This is a genomic window from Streptomyces sp. NPDC006140 (assembly GCF_040628815.1).
Classification (GTDB): domain Bacteria; phylum Actinomycetota; class Actinomycetes; order Streptomycetales; family Streptomycetaceae; genus Streptomyces.
Genome location: NZ_JBEXTS010000010.1, coordinates 20,603 through 35,004, shown reverse-complemented (window position 1 = coordinate 35,004; position 14,402 = coordinate 20,603). Strand labels below are relative to the sequence as shown.

Annotated in this window: 17 protein-coding genes; 10 read left to right on the top strand and 7 right to left on the bottom strand. The window is 71.3% G+C overall.

Features of this window, described 5'->3' with window-relative positions; all coding sequences use genetic code 11:
• The first annotated feature begins 25 nt into the window (after window positions 1-25).
• Window positions 26-580 carry a hypothetical protein gene (locus tag ABZ386_RS24720; RefSeq protein ID WP_356500251.1) on the top strand — a complete coding sequence of 185 codons (555 nt, stop codon included), beginning with the start codon at window positions 26-28 and terminating at the stop codon, window positions 578-580.
• Here the strand turns inward: ABZ386_RS24720 and ABZ386_RS24715 are convergent.
• Entirely contained in the window at window positions 573-1,085 is a 513-nt protein-coding gene (locus tag ABZ386_RS24715; RefSeq protein ID WP_351338829.1) for a DUF2165 domain-containing protein, read from the bottom strand. The genes ABZ386_RS24720 and ABZ386_RS24715 overlap by 8 nt on opposite strands.
• Before the next feature lie 98 nt (window positions 1,086-1,183).
• On the opposite strand from ABZ386_RS24715, the gene ABZ386_RS24710 reads away from it, so the two are divergent.
• Both ABZ386_RS24710 and ABZ386_RS24705 read left to right on the top strand, forming a co-directional pair.
• Window positions 1,184-3,694 (top strand): tetratricopeptide repeat protein, encoded by a 2,511-nt coding sequence (locus tag ABZ386_RS24710; protein ID WP_358965862.1) that lies wholly within the window; start codon window positions 1,184-1,186, stop codon window positions 3,692-3,694.
• Between the two features lie 277 nt (window positions 3,695-3,971).
• Window positions 3,972-4,124 carry a hypothetical protein gene (locus ABZ386_RS24705; RefSeq protein ID WP_358965861.1) on the top strand — a complete coding sequence of 51 codons (153 nt, stop codon included), beginning with the start codon at window positions 3,972-3,974 and terminating at the stop codon, window positions 4,122-4,124.
• 20 nt (window positions 4,125-4,144) lie between these two features.
• On the opposite strand, the gene ABZ386_RS24700 is transcribed toward ABZ386_RS24705, so the two are convergent.
• Genes ABZ386_RS24700 through ABZ386_RS24690 form a run of 3 tightly spaced genes read right to left on the bottom strand, consistent with a single transcriptional unit; the run spans window position 4,145 to window position 5,620 of the window.
• Window positions 4,145-4,615 (bottom strand): hypothetical protein, encoded by a 471-nt coding sequence (locus ABZ386_RS24700; protein ID WP_358965859.1) that lies wholly within the window; start codon window positions 4,613-4,615, stop codon window positions 4,145-4,147.
• A 4-nt stretch (window positions 4,616-4,619) separates the two neighbouring features.
• Complete coding sequence (locus ABZ386_RS24695; RefSeq protein WP_358965857.1) at window positions 4,620-4,811, bottom strand: DUF397 domain-containing protein; 192 nt, start codon at window positions 4,809-4,811, stop codon at window positions 4,620-4,622.
• A complete protein-coding gene (locus tag ABZ386_RS24690) occupies window positions 4,808-5,620 on the bottom strand; it encodes a helix-turn-helix transcriptional regulator (protein WP_358965856.1) in 813 nt (270 codons plus the stop codon). Before ABZ386_RS24690 ends, ABZ386_RS24695 begins: the two co-directional genes overlap by 4 nt.
• A 113-nt stretch (window positions 5,621-5,733) precedes the next feature.
• Between ABZ386_RS24690 and ABZ386_RS24685 the strand changes: the two genes are divergently transcribed.
• The 5 genes from ABZ386_RS24685 to ABZ386_RS24665 all read left to right on the top strand — a co-directional run bounded on the left by ABZ386_RS24685 (window position 5,734) and on the right by ABZ386_RS24665 (window position 9,120).
• Window positions 5,734-6,168 carry an ATP-binding protein gene (locus ABZ386_RS24685; RefSeq protein WP_355718934.1) on the top strand — a complete coding sequence of 145 codons (435 nt, stop codon included), beginning with the start codon at window positions 5,734-5,736 and terminating at the stop codon, window positions 6,166-6,168.
• Window positions 6,169-6,393: 225 nt separating this feature from the next.
• Window positions 6,394-7,173: a helix-turn-helix domain-containing protein gene (locus ABZ386_RS24680; protein ID WP_358965855.1), complete on the top strand. Its 780-nt coding sequence runs from the start codon at window positions 6,394-6,396 to the stop codon at window positions 7,171-7,173.
• 100 nt (window positions 7,174-7,273) lie between these two features.
• Complete coding sequence (locus ABZ386_RS24675) at window positions 7,274-7,621, top strand: DUF6247 family protein (RefSeq protein WP_358965854.1); 348 nt, start codon at window positions 7,274-7,276, stop codon at window positions 7,619-7,621.
• Window positions 7,618-7,878: a hypothetical protein gene (locus tag ABZ386_RS24670; protein ID WP_114253643.1), complete on the top strand. Its 261-nt coding sequence runs from the start codon at window positions 7,618-7,620 to the stop codon at window positions 7,876-7,878. Before ABZ386_RS24675 ends, ABZ386_RS24670 begins: the two co-directional genes overlap by 4 nt.
• Before the next feature lie 123 nt (window positions 7,879-8,001).
• Window positions 8,002-9,120, top strand: coding sequence for an ADP-ribosylglycohydrolase family protein (locus tag ABZ386_RS24665; protein ID WP_351338869.1), 1,119 nt, complete (start codon window positions 8,002-8,004; stop codon window positions 9,118-9,120).
• A 23-nt stretch (window positions 9,121-9,143) separates the two neighbouring features.
• Here the strand turns inward: ABZ386_RS24665 and ABZ386_RS24660 are convergent, their stop codons facing one another.
• Complete coding sequence (locus ABZ386_RS24660) at window positions 9,144-9,611, bottom strand: nuclear transport factor 2 family protein (RefSeq protein WP_358839925.1); 468 nt, start codon at window positions 9,609-9,611, stop codon at window positions 9,144-9,146.
• A 2-nt stretch (window positions 9,612-9,613) separates the two neighbouring features.
• Entirely contained in the window at window positions 9,614-10,564 is a 951-nt protein-coding gene (locus ABZ386_RS24655) for an amidohydrolase family protein (RefSeq protein WP_351338873.1), read from the bottom strand.
• Between the two features lie 162 nt (window positions 10,565-10,726).
• Here ABZ386_RS24655 and ABZ386_RS24650 point away from each other — a divergent pair, with 162 nt between their 5' ends.
• Both ABZ386_RS24650 and ABZ386_RS24645 read left to right on the top strand, forming a co-directional pair.
• Window positions 10,727-11,209, top strand: coding sequence for a MarR family transcriptional regulator (locus tag ABZ386_RS24650; RefSeq protein WP_356618993.1), 483 nt, complete (start codon window positions 10,727-10,729; stop codon window positions 11,207-11,209).
• Window positions 11,210-11,398: 189 nt separating this feature from the next.
• Entirely contained in the window at window positions 11,399-12,700 is a 1,302-nt protein-coding gene (locus tag ABZ386_RS24645; protein ID WP_358965852.1) for a phytase, read from the top strand.
• Window positions 12,701-12,749: 49 nt separating this feature from the next.
• Here the strand turns inward: ABZ386_RS24645 and ABZ386_RS24640 are convergent, their stop codons facing one another.
• Entirely contained in the window at window positions 12,750-14,321 is a 1,572-nt protein-coding gene (locus ABZ386_RS24640; RefSeq protein ID WP_351338880.1) for a sodium:solute symporter family protein, read from the bottom strand.
• Window positions 14,322-14,402 lie beyond the last annotated feature (81 nt).

Sequence of the window (14,402 nt, the reverse complement as noted above, 5' to 3'; positions counted from 1 at the left end):
CCCGTGACTGAGGAGATGCGTGCCGGTGCCTGCCCGACTTCCTTCGTGGGCCTGGACGACCGGGCTGACCGTAGGAGCGATAGCCGCGGTGACGGTCCTGGCCGTGCAGGCGGACCGGGGCCCGCACCCCACCGCCACCTCGGCCAAGCCGAGCAGCACGGCATCGGCGCAGCCCACGCCCACGGCGTCCGCCCCGGCCCGGGTCCCCGACGGCTCCGGCACCGGCCGGCGCATCGTCTACTCCCTCGGCGAGAAGCGGGTGTGGCTGGTCGACGCGAGCGAGGCGACCCGCCGCACGTTCACGGTCTGGCCGGGCACGGTCAGCCCCGACCCCGGCACGTACACGGTGTCGGACCGCAACCCGGCCACCACCGGCTCCGACGGCGTCCAGATCGAGCACATCGTCTACTTCGCCGCGAAGTCCGGCGTCTCCGTCGCCTTCTCCAACGCGGTCGACGGGGCCTCGCCGCCGCCCGCCGCGTCCGGCACGCAGACGGGCGGGGTCCGGATGCGGAAGGCGGACGGCTCGGCCCTGTGGGCGTTCGGCACGGTCGGCACGACCGTGACCGTCGTCAAGTAGCGGACGACTCCGACCGCGGGGCCGACAGCTGGTTGACGATCAGCACGACCCCGCTGAACAGGAACACCCGGGTCGCGGCGTCCAGCCCGTTCCAGCTCTTGGACTGCCACATCGAGAACCACTCACCGCCGATCGCGATGAACCCGGCCCCGAACAGCAGCATCACCATCAGCAGCCCGTACGTCGACATCCGCCGGGCCCGCGCCGCATCGCGTCTTGCCCACAGCCAGCTCCCGTATATGAGGACGAGCGCGGCGACGGTCTCCCACACGATGATCGCGACGTAGGCGGCGTCCTGGAGCCCCTGGTTCGTGATGGCCCGCCACATCAGGTCCTCGTCCTTGAACGTGGTGTCCATGGCCAGCACATGACGGACGAACTGCTGGTTGGTTCCGAAGTCGGTGATGTTCCCGAAGGCGACGAGCGCCATGTAGAGGGCGATGGTGGCGGTGAGCAGCAAGGCGGCGAGGGACAGCCCGCCGCGTGAGGTTGTGGAGGTGGCCATGTCGATCATTCTTCCCGGGCGCGACCGCGATTGTCCCCCCAACCGCTGAGCGAGAATGACGACGGAGGGCGGTCGGGCGAGGCGAGGGGGCGGAACGGATGGCGCAGGCGAGACCGTCGGTGCAGGAACTGATACGCCGGCGCAGCCGGGCCGGGTTCGTCGGCCGGTCCGCCGAACGGTCCGCCTTCCGCGCCAACTTCGACACCGCACCGCACGACGAACGCCACCGCTTCCGCTTCCACGTGCACGGCAACGCGGGCGTCGGAAAGACCTTCCTGCTCAGGGAGTTGGAGCAGATCGCCCGCGAGTGCGGCGCGCTGACCGCGTACGTCGACGACAGCGCCGGCAGCGTGCCGGAGGCGATGGCGGAGATCAGCCGCCAGTTCGCCGCCCAGGGCAGCCGCCTGAAGGACCTGGACCGCCTGCTCGCCACCCATCGCGAGCGCCGGCACGAGGCGGAGCTGGCGGCCCTCGCGGCCCAGGACACGGAGGCGGAGGAGACCGGCCAACCCTCGGCGGGCGGGAGGCTGGCGGCCCGGGCGGGGGTGGTGGCCGCCGGGATGGTGCCGGTGGTCGGCCCCCTGGCGGGACTGCTCGACCCGGACCAGGTCGCCGAGGGGGCGGGCCGGTTGCGCGCGAGCCTCGTCGCCCGCTTCCGCAACCACGAGGACCTCCAGTTGGTCCTCGCCCCGGAGCAGGTGCTCACCCCGGTCCTGCTGCGCGAACTCGCCGACGCGGACGCCCCCTGGATCGCGCTCTTCCTCGACACGTACGAGCGCACAGGCCCCTACCTGGACCCCTGGCTCCACACCACGATGACGACCGACCGCCACGGCCCCCTGCCCGCCACGACGGTGGTGGTCACGGCGGGACAGCGCCCCCTGGACACCGCTCTCTGGGGCGGCCTGGGCGACTTCGTGACGGACCTGCCCCTCGCCCCCTTCACGGAGACGGAGGCACGTGGCCTGCTGGCCGCCCGGGGCGTGACCGCCGAACCGGTCGTCGAGGAGGTCCTGCGCCTCACCGGCGGCCTCCCCGTCCTGGTCTCCACCCTCGCCGAGTCCCGCCCCACCGACCCGGACGACGTCGGCGACCCGAGCGCCACGGCCGTGGACCGCTTCCTGAAGTGGGAGCGCGACCCGGCCCGCCGCGCCGCAGCCCGGTCCTGCGCGCTGCCGAGGTGGCTCGACGGGGACGTGTTCCGGGCGGCGGCCGACTGCCCCGACGAGGACGCCGAGGCCGTCTACGACTGGCTGCGGTCCCTGCCGTTCGTCACCGACCGCGACGGCGGCCGCCTGCGCTACCACGACGTCGTACGGGCACCGATGCTGCGCGCCGAACGGCACCGGTCGCCGCGCGCGTGGGCGCAGCGGCAGCGGCGGCTGGCGGGGGCGTTCCGGGCCTGGCGCGAGGAGACCGGCGCGGGCCGGGACACCGCGGACCTGTGGGCGGACGAGGCATGGCGGGAACTGCGGCTGGCGGAGACGTACCACCTGCTCTGCGCCGGGGAGCGGGACGCGCTGCCTCAGGCACTGCGGGACTTCGTCGCCGCGTGCGACGCCGGCGCGGGCGTGGCGGCGCGCTGGGCCCGCGCGCTGCTCGACGCCGGGCAGGACGCGGACGCGGAGGCGACGGCCCGGTGGGGGAGGGACCTGACGGCGGCCCTCGACACGGAAGGCATCACCGCCGCGCTCGGGCTCCTCCTGCGCCACGCCGCCCTCGACGCGCCGGCCCAGGCCCGGGCCCGGCTCGTACGGGGCGGCGAGCTGCGCGGCGAGGGCGCCTACGCGCAGGCCCTCGCCGAATACGACCAGGCCGTCGCCCTCGACCCGGAGCTGGCTCCCGCCTACCGGCACCGGGCCGGAGTCCGGGGCGAGCTGGGCGACCACGAGGCGGCCATCGCCGACCTGGACCGGGCCGTCGCGCTGGAGCCGGACAACGCCTGGTACCTCGCCCTGCGCGGCGAGCACCACCGGATCGCCGGGCACGACGCCGAGGCGATCCGGGACCTGACCGAAAGCATCCGCCTCGACCCGGCGACCAGGTTCGCCTGGGCGTCCCGGGGCGCCACACACGCACGCGCCGGAAACCTGGACGCCGCCCTCGCCGACCTCGGGCGCGCGCTGGACCTCAATCCCGACTACGCCTGGGCGCTCGCCCGCCGGGCCCGGGTGTGGCGGGCCATGGGCGACTCCGCACGCCAACTGGCCGACCTCGACCACGCCCTCACCGTGACCCCCGACTGGCCCTGGGCCCGCTGCGAACGCGGCGACGCGCTGCGCGCCGCGGGCCGCGACGAGGAGGCGGTCGCCGACCTGGACGTCGCGCTGACCCTGGACCCCGCCTACGCCTCGGCCTACGCGAGCCGCGGCGCGTCCCTGGCCACCCTGGGCCGCCACGCGGAGGCACTGGCCGACCTGAACCGGGCGGTGGAGCTGCGGCCGGGCTACGTCTGGGCCCTGTGCCGCCGGGCGGTGCTCCACGCGGCCCTGGGCCGGCCGGAGGAGGCCCGGGCCGATGTGGAACGCGTCCGAGCGCTGGATTCCGACGCGGCGGAAAGCTTTTCGGATACCGACCGCGCGGTACTGGGACCTGTCCTCGCCGGGTGAACGGCATGCGAATTACCTGTGTGCGGGCGTAATCCGACCGTGACGAATTGAGTGCCGGTGGGGTAATCTTCTGGCCAAGAGGCTTGTGGTCTGGTCGAGTTATTTCCGGGAGGTGTGCGATGGTGCGGCGGCTGATCCCTGACGAACCCCACCGTTCGACACCCTCACTCCCGGCTCCCAGCCGCCCCCGGTCCTAGCGCGCCCCTGCCGGGCTGCCGGACCGTTCCCACCCCCCTGGGTTTTTCCTTCCCACACCCCTGCATTAAAGGAGGCATCGGTGTTCGACGAGCGCAAAGAAGCGGAAATGAGGCTGTACTCGGAAAGGCTGGCGCGGGAACTCGCCGAGAAGAAGCAGGGCGAGGAGAACGCCGAGAACGCCGAAGGCGTCGAGAACGCGGAGAACTCCGAAACGCTCTCCGGCGCGAACTGAGCCGGTCGGCCCGGGCGCGGTCAGCCGCGCCCGAGCCGCTGTGCCGCTCCCGGCGTCCAGAGCCAGGTGCGCACGCGCGTCCGGCCGACGATGTCGGCGCTGTGCGCGGCCGCCACCGCCGCCATCACCGGCCAGGCCAGGAACGCCGTCCCGAGCTGCGCGTACGCCCCGTTTGTGGCCCCTCCGACGACGAGGATCTCCACAGGGAAGACCAGCAGCCCCAGCAGCCCGCCCACCAGGGCGAGTCCCCCCGCGCGGGTGACGACGCGGGAAGCCAGGGCCAGCCCTCCCGCGAGGACCGAGCCCATCAGCAGCCCGGCCAGCACACTCCCCGCCAGCAGCAGCCCGCCGTAGCGCACGTCATGAGCGGCGAGCTGTGTGTCCCCGCCTCGGAGGAACTCCACCGCGGCGACCCCCAGGGCGAGAGCGGCCCAGGGGAGGCTCGGGACGCAGGCCATCAGCAGGCCGACTCTCACTCCGCGTCCCCACATGCCCTCAGTGTCCCACCGTGAACTTCAGGAACTCCGACCAGGCGCCGTCGCTGAAGGCCAGACGGGCACCGTCCTTGTTCTTGGAGTCGCGGATGTGGATGGCGCGGTGCGAGGTGTTGGATATCGCGGCTTCGAGGCAGTCAGGGCCGTCGTTGCTGCTGTAGCTGCTCTTGAACCAGACGAGCTTTGTGGTCACGTCACTTCTCCCAGAACTTTTCCGATGAAGGCCAGGGACTCTTCGGGCGAGAGGGCCTGCGCGCGGATCATTCCATAGCGCATGTCGAGGATCTGGGCGTCCCGGGGGTCGCTGATCACGCGATTGTGCAACTGGGCCTCGAAGTGCCCCAGGGTCTTGCCCTCGTGCAGCTTCAGCACCCGGAACGGACCTGCCATCCCCGCGTGGTCCTCCCGGTCCGTCGGCATGACCTGGATCGACACGTGCCGCAACTTGGCGACATCCAACAGGTGCTCGAGCTGGCGGCGCAGCACCATTCTGCCTCCGACAGGCCTCCGCAGCGTGGTCTCTTCCTGGACAAAGGTGATGAGCGGTCGAGGCACGCGATCGAACACGGCCTTCCGTGCCATGCGTGCGGCGACGTGCCGCTCGATCTCGTCCTCGCTGAAGGCTGGTCGCCTCATGGCGTACAACGCCTGGGCGTACTCCTGCGTCTGGAGAAGCCCGTGGATCTGGTGGTTGTCGTAGGCCCCGAGTTCGAGGGCCTCGTCCTCCAGCTTCGCCAGGTCCCGCACCTTCTTCGGATACCGAGCCTTCTCTACGTCCTCCTTCATCACGGCAAGCTTTCCGCCCGCCCCCAACACCTCATCCGCCTTGTCGAGAAAGTCAGGCTTGGGGATCCGGCGCGCTCGCTCCACGGACGACACCATCTCCTCGCCGTACCCGATGGCCGCCCCCAACTCCGCCTGCTTCAGACCCGCGGCCTCGCGCCACATCTTGATCTGGCGCCCGACCGTCCTGAGTACGGCCGCCGCTTCCTCGTCCTCCACGCCTTCCCCTCCTGACGTACGAGCCGGACGACCCCGCCATGCGACCGGACAGTCACGCTCCGTACCGGGGTCGTTGCTGTTCAGAGTAGGGATGGATGACCACGCTGGGTGACATGAGTCAGAAATCCCTCGCTGAAATCTCCACGCCCGTGCGCCACTTCACGATTCAGCTGTCGGCCACTCGAAGGGGTGCGCGACTGGCGCGCCTGCTCGCCGAGCGCCAACTCGACGAGTGGGGCGAGCCGTACGAGGCCGCGGGGCACGTGGTGGCGGAGCTGGCGTCGAACGCGGTGCTGCACGGACGTGTCCAGGGAAGGGACTTCCGGCTGGGCCTGAAGCTGCACCCCGACCGCACTCTCCGCGTCGAGGTCACCGATGCCCGGGGCGACCGGATGCCGCGGATCCCGGACCCGGTGGCGGACGACGCGGAACGGGGTCGCGGCCTGCGGATCGTCTCGGCGTACGCGGCCCGTTGGGGCGTGGAGGCGGCACCGGCTCACGCCAAGACCGTGTGGGCGGAACTGTCGCCGGATCGCGGCCCGTCATGACCCGGCCGGTCCCGACGCCAAAGACCAAAGAACCGGGGAAAGAACCAACCCGCCCCCACCGCCCCCGCGGCTCACCCGCAGGAGTGAACATCGCCAACTCGGCTGGCGTGGCGGGGAGTCGGTGGTGCACCGTCGGCACAGACAACCGAACAAACGAATACGGCCCCCGCCGGGACTGGCATCCCAGTGCGAGGGCCTGATCACCAAGGAAGCAGGACCTTCCCGATGACTGAGCAGCAGCCTAGCGCGCCCGCACGCGCGCAGTCCGGCACTTCCGGTGTCCAGCACGTGACGGAACGCCACGACGAGAACTTCACGGTGGTCGGCAACCACCTCGCCCAGCACCCGGACCTGTCGCTCACGGCGATCGGCCTGGCGGTCCACATCCAGTCGCTGCCCGCCGGGACGCCGGTCGGCATCAAGGCGCTGGCGGCCAAGTTCCGCGAGGGCGAGATCCGGATCGCCGCGGCCCTGCGGGAGCTGGAGACCCACGGCTATCTGACGCGCGCCAAGGAGCGTCTTCAATCGGGCCGAGTCGTAACCCGCACGGTGTCGTACAACAAGCCCCACCGCCCGGTCGTCCCCGAGTGCCGCCCGGCGTCCCCGCCGCCCAGGCCGGAGCCCGCCGCGCCGAAGCCCCACGGCACCGCCGCCGACCTGCTCACCGGCCTGCGCGCCGTCGACTCCCGCCTGCTGCTCAGCGAGCGGGACGTACACCGCCTGGCCCCGCAGGTGTCGGCCTGGCTGGAGCGGGGCGTGCCCGCCACGGCGGTCCAGCGCACCCTGACGACCGGCCTCCCCGAGGACCCGATCAAGCACCCGGCGGCCTTCCTCGCCCACCGCCTCACCACCCTCCTCCCACCGCCCCTCCCCGCGGCACCACCCTCCGCACCCACCTTCCGCCCGGCCCCGCTCCAGACCTGCGACGGCTGCGACCGCGCCTTCCGGGCAGCACAGCCGGGCCGCTGCCGCGACTGCCGAACCGGCGAGCGGAAGGCGGCGTAGCGTGCCGGGAACGAGTCACGTGGTCTGTTCCGTCTCAGCGGTTCCCCAGGGCGTTCGCCGGTACCGTACGAGGAGCGAACCACCTGCACCGGAGGTCACTGTGAGTGCTCAGAGCGACGGCCCCTACGGGCCGCTGATCCCCATGCCTCAGCTGACGCCGGACGCGCTGCGTGATGCCGTCGCACGGATCGCCCCCAGCCGGCTTCCCACGCTCACGCAGCACCTCTTCGAGGCCACGACCCATGCCCAGCAGACCCAGAGCCTGGCCCCCCTGCGCGCCTTCGTGCACTCCTGGGGTGTGTTCGTCGCGATCGAGCGTCACCCTGCTCGTGCCGAACGCCTGCGCGAACTGGAGCGCATCGTGGATGCCGGCGAACAGGACCCGACCGAGGCCATCGCGGAGATCCACGCCATCCGGGAGGTCGCGGAGGCAGAGGCCGGGCTGTGACGGACTGGTCCTGGGACTACAACCCGAGCGCCGACTATGTGACGAATGGGCTGCCACCCGGGGTAGTGGCGGAAGTGGAACGACTCGCCACCGAACTGGCGGCGCTCGGCCACGACGCCGTGAGGGTCGGCAGGCCCTACGACCGGGAGGCCGGACTGCGTGAGTTCGACCTGCTCGGCGGGCGTGGATTCATCAGCTTTCTGGCCGTACCGCGGCATGAGTGTGTCTATGTCTGCAACGTGACCTGGTACGGCTGACAACCGAACCACGGGAGCACTCCGTCCACACCCCCGCACCATTCCGCCCCCTCAACCCCCCGTCCCCGTTCGAATACAGTGCAGAGCTGTCGGACGTATGGACGGTTCCCTGGGGAGGACTGGGTGGGTGCGACTGCCGGTGCCGTCTGGGGCCGTACGGAGCAGCAGGACTTTCGGAGCCGGGTGCGGGGGACGTTGCTCGGTGTGGCCGTCGGGGACGCGCTGGGGGCGCCCGTCGACGGGGTGACCGTCGAGGGGATCCGGGAGGCGTACGGGGCGGAGGGTCTCGTGGACCTGGCCCCGGCCTACGGCAGACGCGGTGCCGTCACCCACCTCACGCAGCTCACCCTGTTCTCCGTCGACGGGCTGATACGGGCCCAGGTGCGGCGGGACACCGGCGCCTGGCATCCGCCGACCGATCTGCACCGGGCCTATCTGCGCTGGGCCGCCACCCAGCGGGACTGGGGGCCCGACGAGCGTCGCAAGGACGACGGGTGGCTCGCGCGGGAGGAGTGGCTGTACGCGCGCAGGGACCCCACCCGCGCCCTGCTCCTCGGGCTCGGCGACGACACCATGGGGACCCCGGACGCGCCGAAGAACCCCGGCGAGGCCGGGCCCGAGGCGGCCGCCCGGTCCGCGCCGTTCGGGCTGCTCGTGGGGTGGGAGCCGCAGTTGGTCGTCCAGCTCGCGGTGGAGTGCGCGGCGCAGACCCACGGGCATCCCACGGCCTGTCTCGCGGCGGGCGCGTACGCCGTGATCGTGCACGCGCTGGCCCTCGGCGAGAGCCTCGACGGTGCCGTGCAGCGGGCCTTCGCCCTGCTCGCCGCCCGACCCGGGCACCAGCCCGTGTCGGACGCGCTGCAGCACGCGCTGGGCGCCGTACGGCAGGGCATGCCCGGTCCCGAGCGGGTCGCCGAGCTGAGCGGGGCGGGGACGGCGGAGGGGCTCGTCGGAGCCGCCGTGTACTGCGCGCTGGTCGCCGCCGACGTCCGGCACGGGCTGTGTCTCGCCGTCAACCACGACGGCCCCTCCGCCGCCACCGGCGCGCTGACCGGCGGCCTGCTCGGCGCCCTGCACGGCGAGACGGCCCTCCCACCGGCCTGGCTGGCCGAACTGGAGGGCCGCCCCACCATCCTGGAACTGGCCGACGACTTCGCCATGGAGATGACCCAGGGCCCGGCCCTGCACGGCCCGGCGGGCTCCTCCCCGGGCTGGCTGGCCCGGTACCCGCGGGGCGCCTAGCAATCCGGGAACCGGACGCTCACTCAGACGTCGAGGCTCAGGGAAGCCCCTTGGGTCAGGACGATCTCGAGACGGAGCCGCGCGATGCGCCAGCCGTTCTCGGTTCGCCGGGCGACGGCGTGGTACTTGCCGCCGGCGTCCTCGTGCGTCATCGGCTCAGACGCCTTCGGGAGGTGGTACGCGACGATGTAGGCGAGGATCGTCGCCTCGTCTCCGTCGACGTCGACGCATATCTGGCCCATGTGGTGATACGTCGCCTCATAGCGGCAGGGCAGGTCGTGCCTGGGGCCGTCGGCGATCGCTTGCCGGCCGCGGCGGACCTCCCTGCCGATCTCCATCACGGCGTCTTCGGTGAACTGTGCACCGTAGCCGTCGAAATCCCGTTCATCGAGTGTTCGCGGCAGCGCCTGTATCAGCTTCCGCAGCTCCGCTTCGTCCAGCAGTCGCCGCACCGTGGCAGTGTCCACGTTCTTGTTCCTCTCGTCGGTCACGGTCAGATGTGCAGCAGGCGTTCCGCGTTGCCGTGTGCGACGCGTTCCAGGTCGGCGGGGGAGAACGGCGCCGTGCGGAGGAAGTCGACTGCTTCGGCGGTGGATTCGTAGGGGTAGTCGACGGCGAACAGCAGCCGGTCGGTGCCGAGGGCGTGGACGGCTCCGAGGAGGGCCGCGTGGGAGAAGACGCCGCTGGTGGTCGCGTAGAGGTTGTGCCGCAGGTAGTGGGAGGGCAGTCGGTGTGGCCTGCCCTTGGGGTCGGCCTGGTGGTAGCGGCTGTCGAGCCGGGCCAGTTGGAAGGGGAGCAGTTCTCCCATGTGCCCGAGCGTGACCGAGGCCCCGGGGAACTCGTCGAACACTCCGCCGTAGATCAGGCGCAGCGCGTGTGCGCCGACCTGCGCTGTCCATCCCCAGGTCGGCCCGCTCAGCACGGGATGCCCCTGGAACACCCGCCACTGATCGGCAGGGGCGAGCGCGGGGTGGAGGTAGAGCGTCACGCCGAGCCGTTCGAGCTCGGCCCACACCGGGCGGAACCGCGGCTCGTCGAGGTAGTGGCCCTGGACGTGGTCGTTGTGCAGGACCCCCTTGAGACCCAGTACCTCCACGGCTCGGCGCAGCTCGGTCACGGCGGCCTGCGGGTCCTGCAGCGGCAGGACGGCGAAGCCGGCGAACCGTGTCGGGTGGGCGGCGACCACCTCGGCCAGGTGGTCGTTGACCCGGCGGGCCGTGGCCACGGCCTCGGACGGGTCCTCGATGGTCTCCACGCCGGGTGAGGTGAGCGACAGGACCTGCATGTCGACCCCGTGCTCGTCCATGTCCGCCAGCCGCAACTCCGTGAAGTCGGCGAGTCGGCGCCCCCACTCCTCCCCCCAGTCGGCAGGCATAGGGGCCTTGCCCGGCCACGGGATCAGCTCCGGGACGGAAAACGCCTCTTCGACTGCGATCACCTTCATGGTGCACTCCTCTGCGATCCGATCCACCATTAGGTAGCCTAATCGTAGGTTACCTAATGAATGGGGATCGCGGAAGGGCCAGTGATGTTGGTCGTCAAGGTCGACCGGCATACCATCGGCGGACCGTCCCCGAACCGGCCGTCCCACCGGGAAAGCAGACCCATGTCCTCCTCCCCGTCTGAATCCGAGCCCCTCATCCGGCTGCTGTGGCGTGCGCACAACTGGTTCCGAGCCGCGCTGACCGCTGCGTTCGAGGCCCAGGAGGACGGGTCGGCCATCAGTGCGGCCCACGTGACCCTGCTGAGTCAGCTCCCGTCGGAGGGGGCGAGCATCGCCGAGCTGGCCCGGCGTCTGGGTGTCAGCGCTCCCACCGCGCACCAGTGGGTCCATGAACTCGTCGCCCTGGGCGCGTTGACCGTGGAGAACGATCCGCGGTCCGCCCGGTCGAAGCTCGTGCTCCTCTCGGCGGACGGTGTCCGGCGCCGCGCGGAGACGATGGAGACACTGGCCGGGCTGGAAGCCGCGCTCGCCGAGCGCGTCGGTGCGGACACCGTCACCGCGCTCCGGGCCGCACTGGAGGCACCCTGGGGAACTCCGGAGTCGGTGGCTGTGGACGCCGCCGATGCCACCCGGCAACGCCGTTGACTCCCGGGCGCAGTGGCCGTTACCTCCCGGGCCGCTCCCATTGCTCATCGCCCTGGCACGGCCGCGTCACCACACAGCGGCCACCCCGTCACCTTCGGTCCTGAGGATCTGCACGGCCCGACGCGGGGATCACCTCCCCGGCGCTGCCCCACCGGGTCTCGTCCGTTCATCCCCCTTCGTGGAGGCACTGTGCGCAACCTGCGCGGGACACAGACGGCCGCGATCCTCGCGGCCCTGACGGCCGTGGCGGTCCTGCCCACCTCGGCCCAGGCATCCGACTCCGGGCTCCCGGAGCTGACCGCCACCACCGAGACCCCGGCCCTGTACGGCGACGACGCCGGGGGCAACGCCGACGCCGACGACCCGGCGATCTGGCGCAACGCCGCCGACCCGGACGCCAGCCTGGTGATCGCCACGGCCAAGGAGGGCGGCCTGCGCGTGTACGACCTGGCCGGCAAGGAGGTGCAGTCGATCCCGGCGCCGCCCGCGCCCACCCCCGACGACAAGCCGGGCCGCTTCAACAACGTGGACCTGGTCTCCGGGTTCCCGCTGCCGACCGGCCGCGCCGACGTCGCCGTCGTCACCGACCGGGGCCGCGACCACCTGCGGATCTACCGCATCACCCCGGGTGCCGCGCGGCCGCTGACGGACATCACCGACCCGAACGCCCCGCTGGTCTTCTCCAAGACCCTGGACGAGGTCAACGACCAGACCACGCCCTACGGCCTGGCCACCTGGACGGACAAGTCCACCGGCCTCTCCTACGCCGTGGTCAGTCAGCGCAGCCGCACCCGGCTCGCCCTGCTGGAGCTGAGGACGACCGCCACCGGAGCCGTCACCTACCGGCAGGTGCGCACCTACGACCTGCCGGCCTCCTTCACCCTCCCCAACGGCCGGTCCTGGACCCCCTGCGCCGACCCCGGCGACCTCCCGCAGGTCGAGGGCATGGTCGTCGACCCGGTGAACAAGGTGCTCTACGCCGGCCAGGAGGACGTCGGCATCTGGCGGATGCCCGCCGACCTCGGCGGCAGGCCGAAGCTGATCGACAAGGTGCGCGAGTACGGCGTCCCCGCCACCTACGACGAGGCCACCGAGGAGTGCGTCCCGGGCGCGGACCCCGGCTACGGCGGCACCCACCTGTCCGCCGACGTCGAGGGCCTGACCATCCTCGACGAGGGCTCCGGCGACGGCTACCTGCTCGCCTCCAGCCAGGGCGACAACACCTTCGCCGCGTACGACCGCGAGGTGTCCGACGACAACGAGTACGAGAGCGGCTTCCGGATCACCTCCGGCACCGTCGACGGCTCCGAGGAGTGCGACGGCGCCGCCGTCCTGAACGCCCCCCTCGGCTCCCGCTACCCGAACGGCCTGCTCGTGGTGCAGGACGGTCACAACACCCCGGACGAGACGGACGCCGACGGGGAGGTCCGCGACAACACCGATTTCAAGTTCGTCGACCTGGGCAAGGTCACCGGCGCCCTGGACGACTGAGCAGTGCCTACGCCTCCGCCCGTGAGGGGCGGAGGCGTGGGCGGGGCCGTCAGTCCTTCACCGTGGTGCGTACGGGGTCCCCGACCCCGTCCGCCGGTGTCGGGATCGCGGCCGCGGCGGCTCCGTCCCCGTCCGTGTTGATCTTCTCGATGATCGCGAGCCGCTCCGGGGTGTCCTCCGGCTTCACGAAGCCGATCAGGATGTAGAGGACCAGCGACACCGCGAGCGGGATCGACACCTGGTACTGGAGCGGGACACCGCCCTCGACGTTCCAGTTGATCGGGTAGTTCACCAGCCAGAAGGCCAGTAGGCCCATCGACCAGCTGGTGAGGGCCGCCGTCGGGCCGGAGCGGCGGAAGGGCCGCAGCAGGCCGAGCATCATCGGGATGGCCATCGGGCCCATGAGACCGGCCACCCACTTGATGACGACGGTGATGATGTCCTTGAAGGCGGGGGAGTTGACCTGCGTCGCCGCCGCCATGGACAGACCGAGGAAGACGACCGTCGCGATCCGGGCCACGCGCAGGCCCTGCCCCTCGCTCCACGCCCGCGCCCGGCGCCACACCACGGGCGCGCAGTCCCGGGTGAACACGGCCGCGATGGCGTTGGCGTCGGAGGAGCACATGGCCATGGTGTGCGAGAAGAAGCCGACGATGACCAGGCCCAGCAGGCCGTGGGGGAGGAGCTGTTCGGTCATCAGGGCGTAGGAGTCCGAGCCGTCCGACTTCTGCGACTCGACCAGCAGCGGCGACATCCACATGGGGAAGAACAGCACCAGCGGCCAGACCAGCCAGAGGATCGCCGACAGCCGGGCCGACCGCTCGGCCTCCTTGGCGTTGGGCGTGGCCATGTAGCGCTGGGCCTGGTTGAGCATGCCGCCGTTGTACTCGAAGAGCTTGATGAAGAGGAACGCGAGCAGGAAGACCGTGCCGTAGTCGCCGACCAGCGGCTTCTCGTGGCCCTGGAGCTCCGGCTGGTCCCACACGCCGAAGAAGCCGCCGTGGTCGTCGAGCCGTACCCACACCGCGACGAGCATCGCGACACCGGCCAGCAACTGGATGACGAACTGGCCGAGTTCGGTCAGCGCGTCGGCCCACAGGCCGCCGATGGTGCAGTAGACGGCGGTGATGGTGCCGGTGATGAGGATGCCCTGGTTGAGGGAGATCCCGGTGAAGACGGACAACAGGGTCGCGATCGCGGCCCACTTGGCGCCCACGTCCACGATCTTCAGCAGCATGCCCGACCAGGCCAGCGCCTGCTGGGTCTTCAGGTCGTAGCGGTTCTTCAGGTACTCCAGCGGGGAGGCCACATGGAGCCGGGAGCGCAGCCGGTTGATGCGCGGCGCGAACAGCTTCGAGCCGATGGCGATGCCGAGGGCGATGGGGAAGGACCAGGTGACGAAGGACGTGACGCCGTGGGTGTAGGCGATGCCCGCGTACCCGGTGAACATCACCGCGCTGTAGCCCGACATGTGGTGCGAGATGCCGGAGAGCCACCACGGCATCCTGCCGCCGGCGGTGAAGAAGTCGCTGACGTTGTCCACGCGTTTGTGCGACCAGACGCCGATCGCGACCATCACGGCGAAGTAGCCGATGAGCACGGCCCAGTCGAGACCGTTCATGTGCGCCCTCCCAGGGATCAGCCCGGCGCTCATCGTGGGCGCTACCGCGTGAACACGACAAGTGACCGTATGGTCAAAGGG

What these genes read in the sequence shown, in the direction of transcription:
- ABZ386_RS24715 (WP_351338829.1), bottom strand. Translation starts at nt 1,085, where the DNA reads ATGGCCACCTCCACAACCTCACGCGGCGGGCTGTCCCTCGCCGCCTTG.
- ABZ386_RS24710 (WP_358965862.1), top strand. Translation starts at nt 1,184, where the DNA reads ATGGCGCAGGCGAGACCGTCGGTGCAGGAACTGATACGCCGGCGCAGC.
- ABZ386_RS24700 (WP_358965859.1), bottom strand. Translation starts at nt 4,615, where the DNA reads ATGTGGGGACGCGGAGTGAGAGTCGGCCTGCTGATGGCCTGCGTCCCG.
- ABZ386_RS24685 (WP_355718934.1), top strand. Translation starts at nt 5,734, where the DNA reads ATGAGTCAGAAATCCCTCGCTGAAATCTCCACGCCCGTGCGCCACTTC.
- ABZ386_RS24680 (WP_358965855.1), top strand. Translation starts at nt 6,394, where the DNA reads ATGACTGAGCAGCAGCCTAGCGCGCCCGCACGCGCGCAGTCCGGCACT.
- ABZ386_RS24655 (WP_351338873.1), bottom strand. Translation starts at nt 10,564, where the DNA reads ATGAAGGTGATCGCAGTCGAAGAGGCGTTTTCCGTCCCGGAGCTGATC.
- ABZ386_RS24650 (WP_356618993.1), top strand. Translation starts at nt 10,727, where the DNA reads ATGTCCTCCTCCCCGTCTGAATCCGAGCCCCTCATCCGGCTGCTGTGG.
- ABZ386_RS24640 (WP_351338880.1), bottom strand. Translation starts at nt 14,321, where the DNA reads ATGAACGGTCTCGACTGGGCCGTGCTCATCGGCTACTTCGCCGTGATG.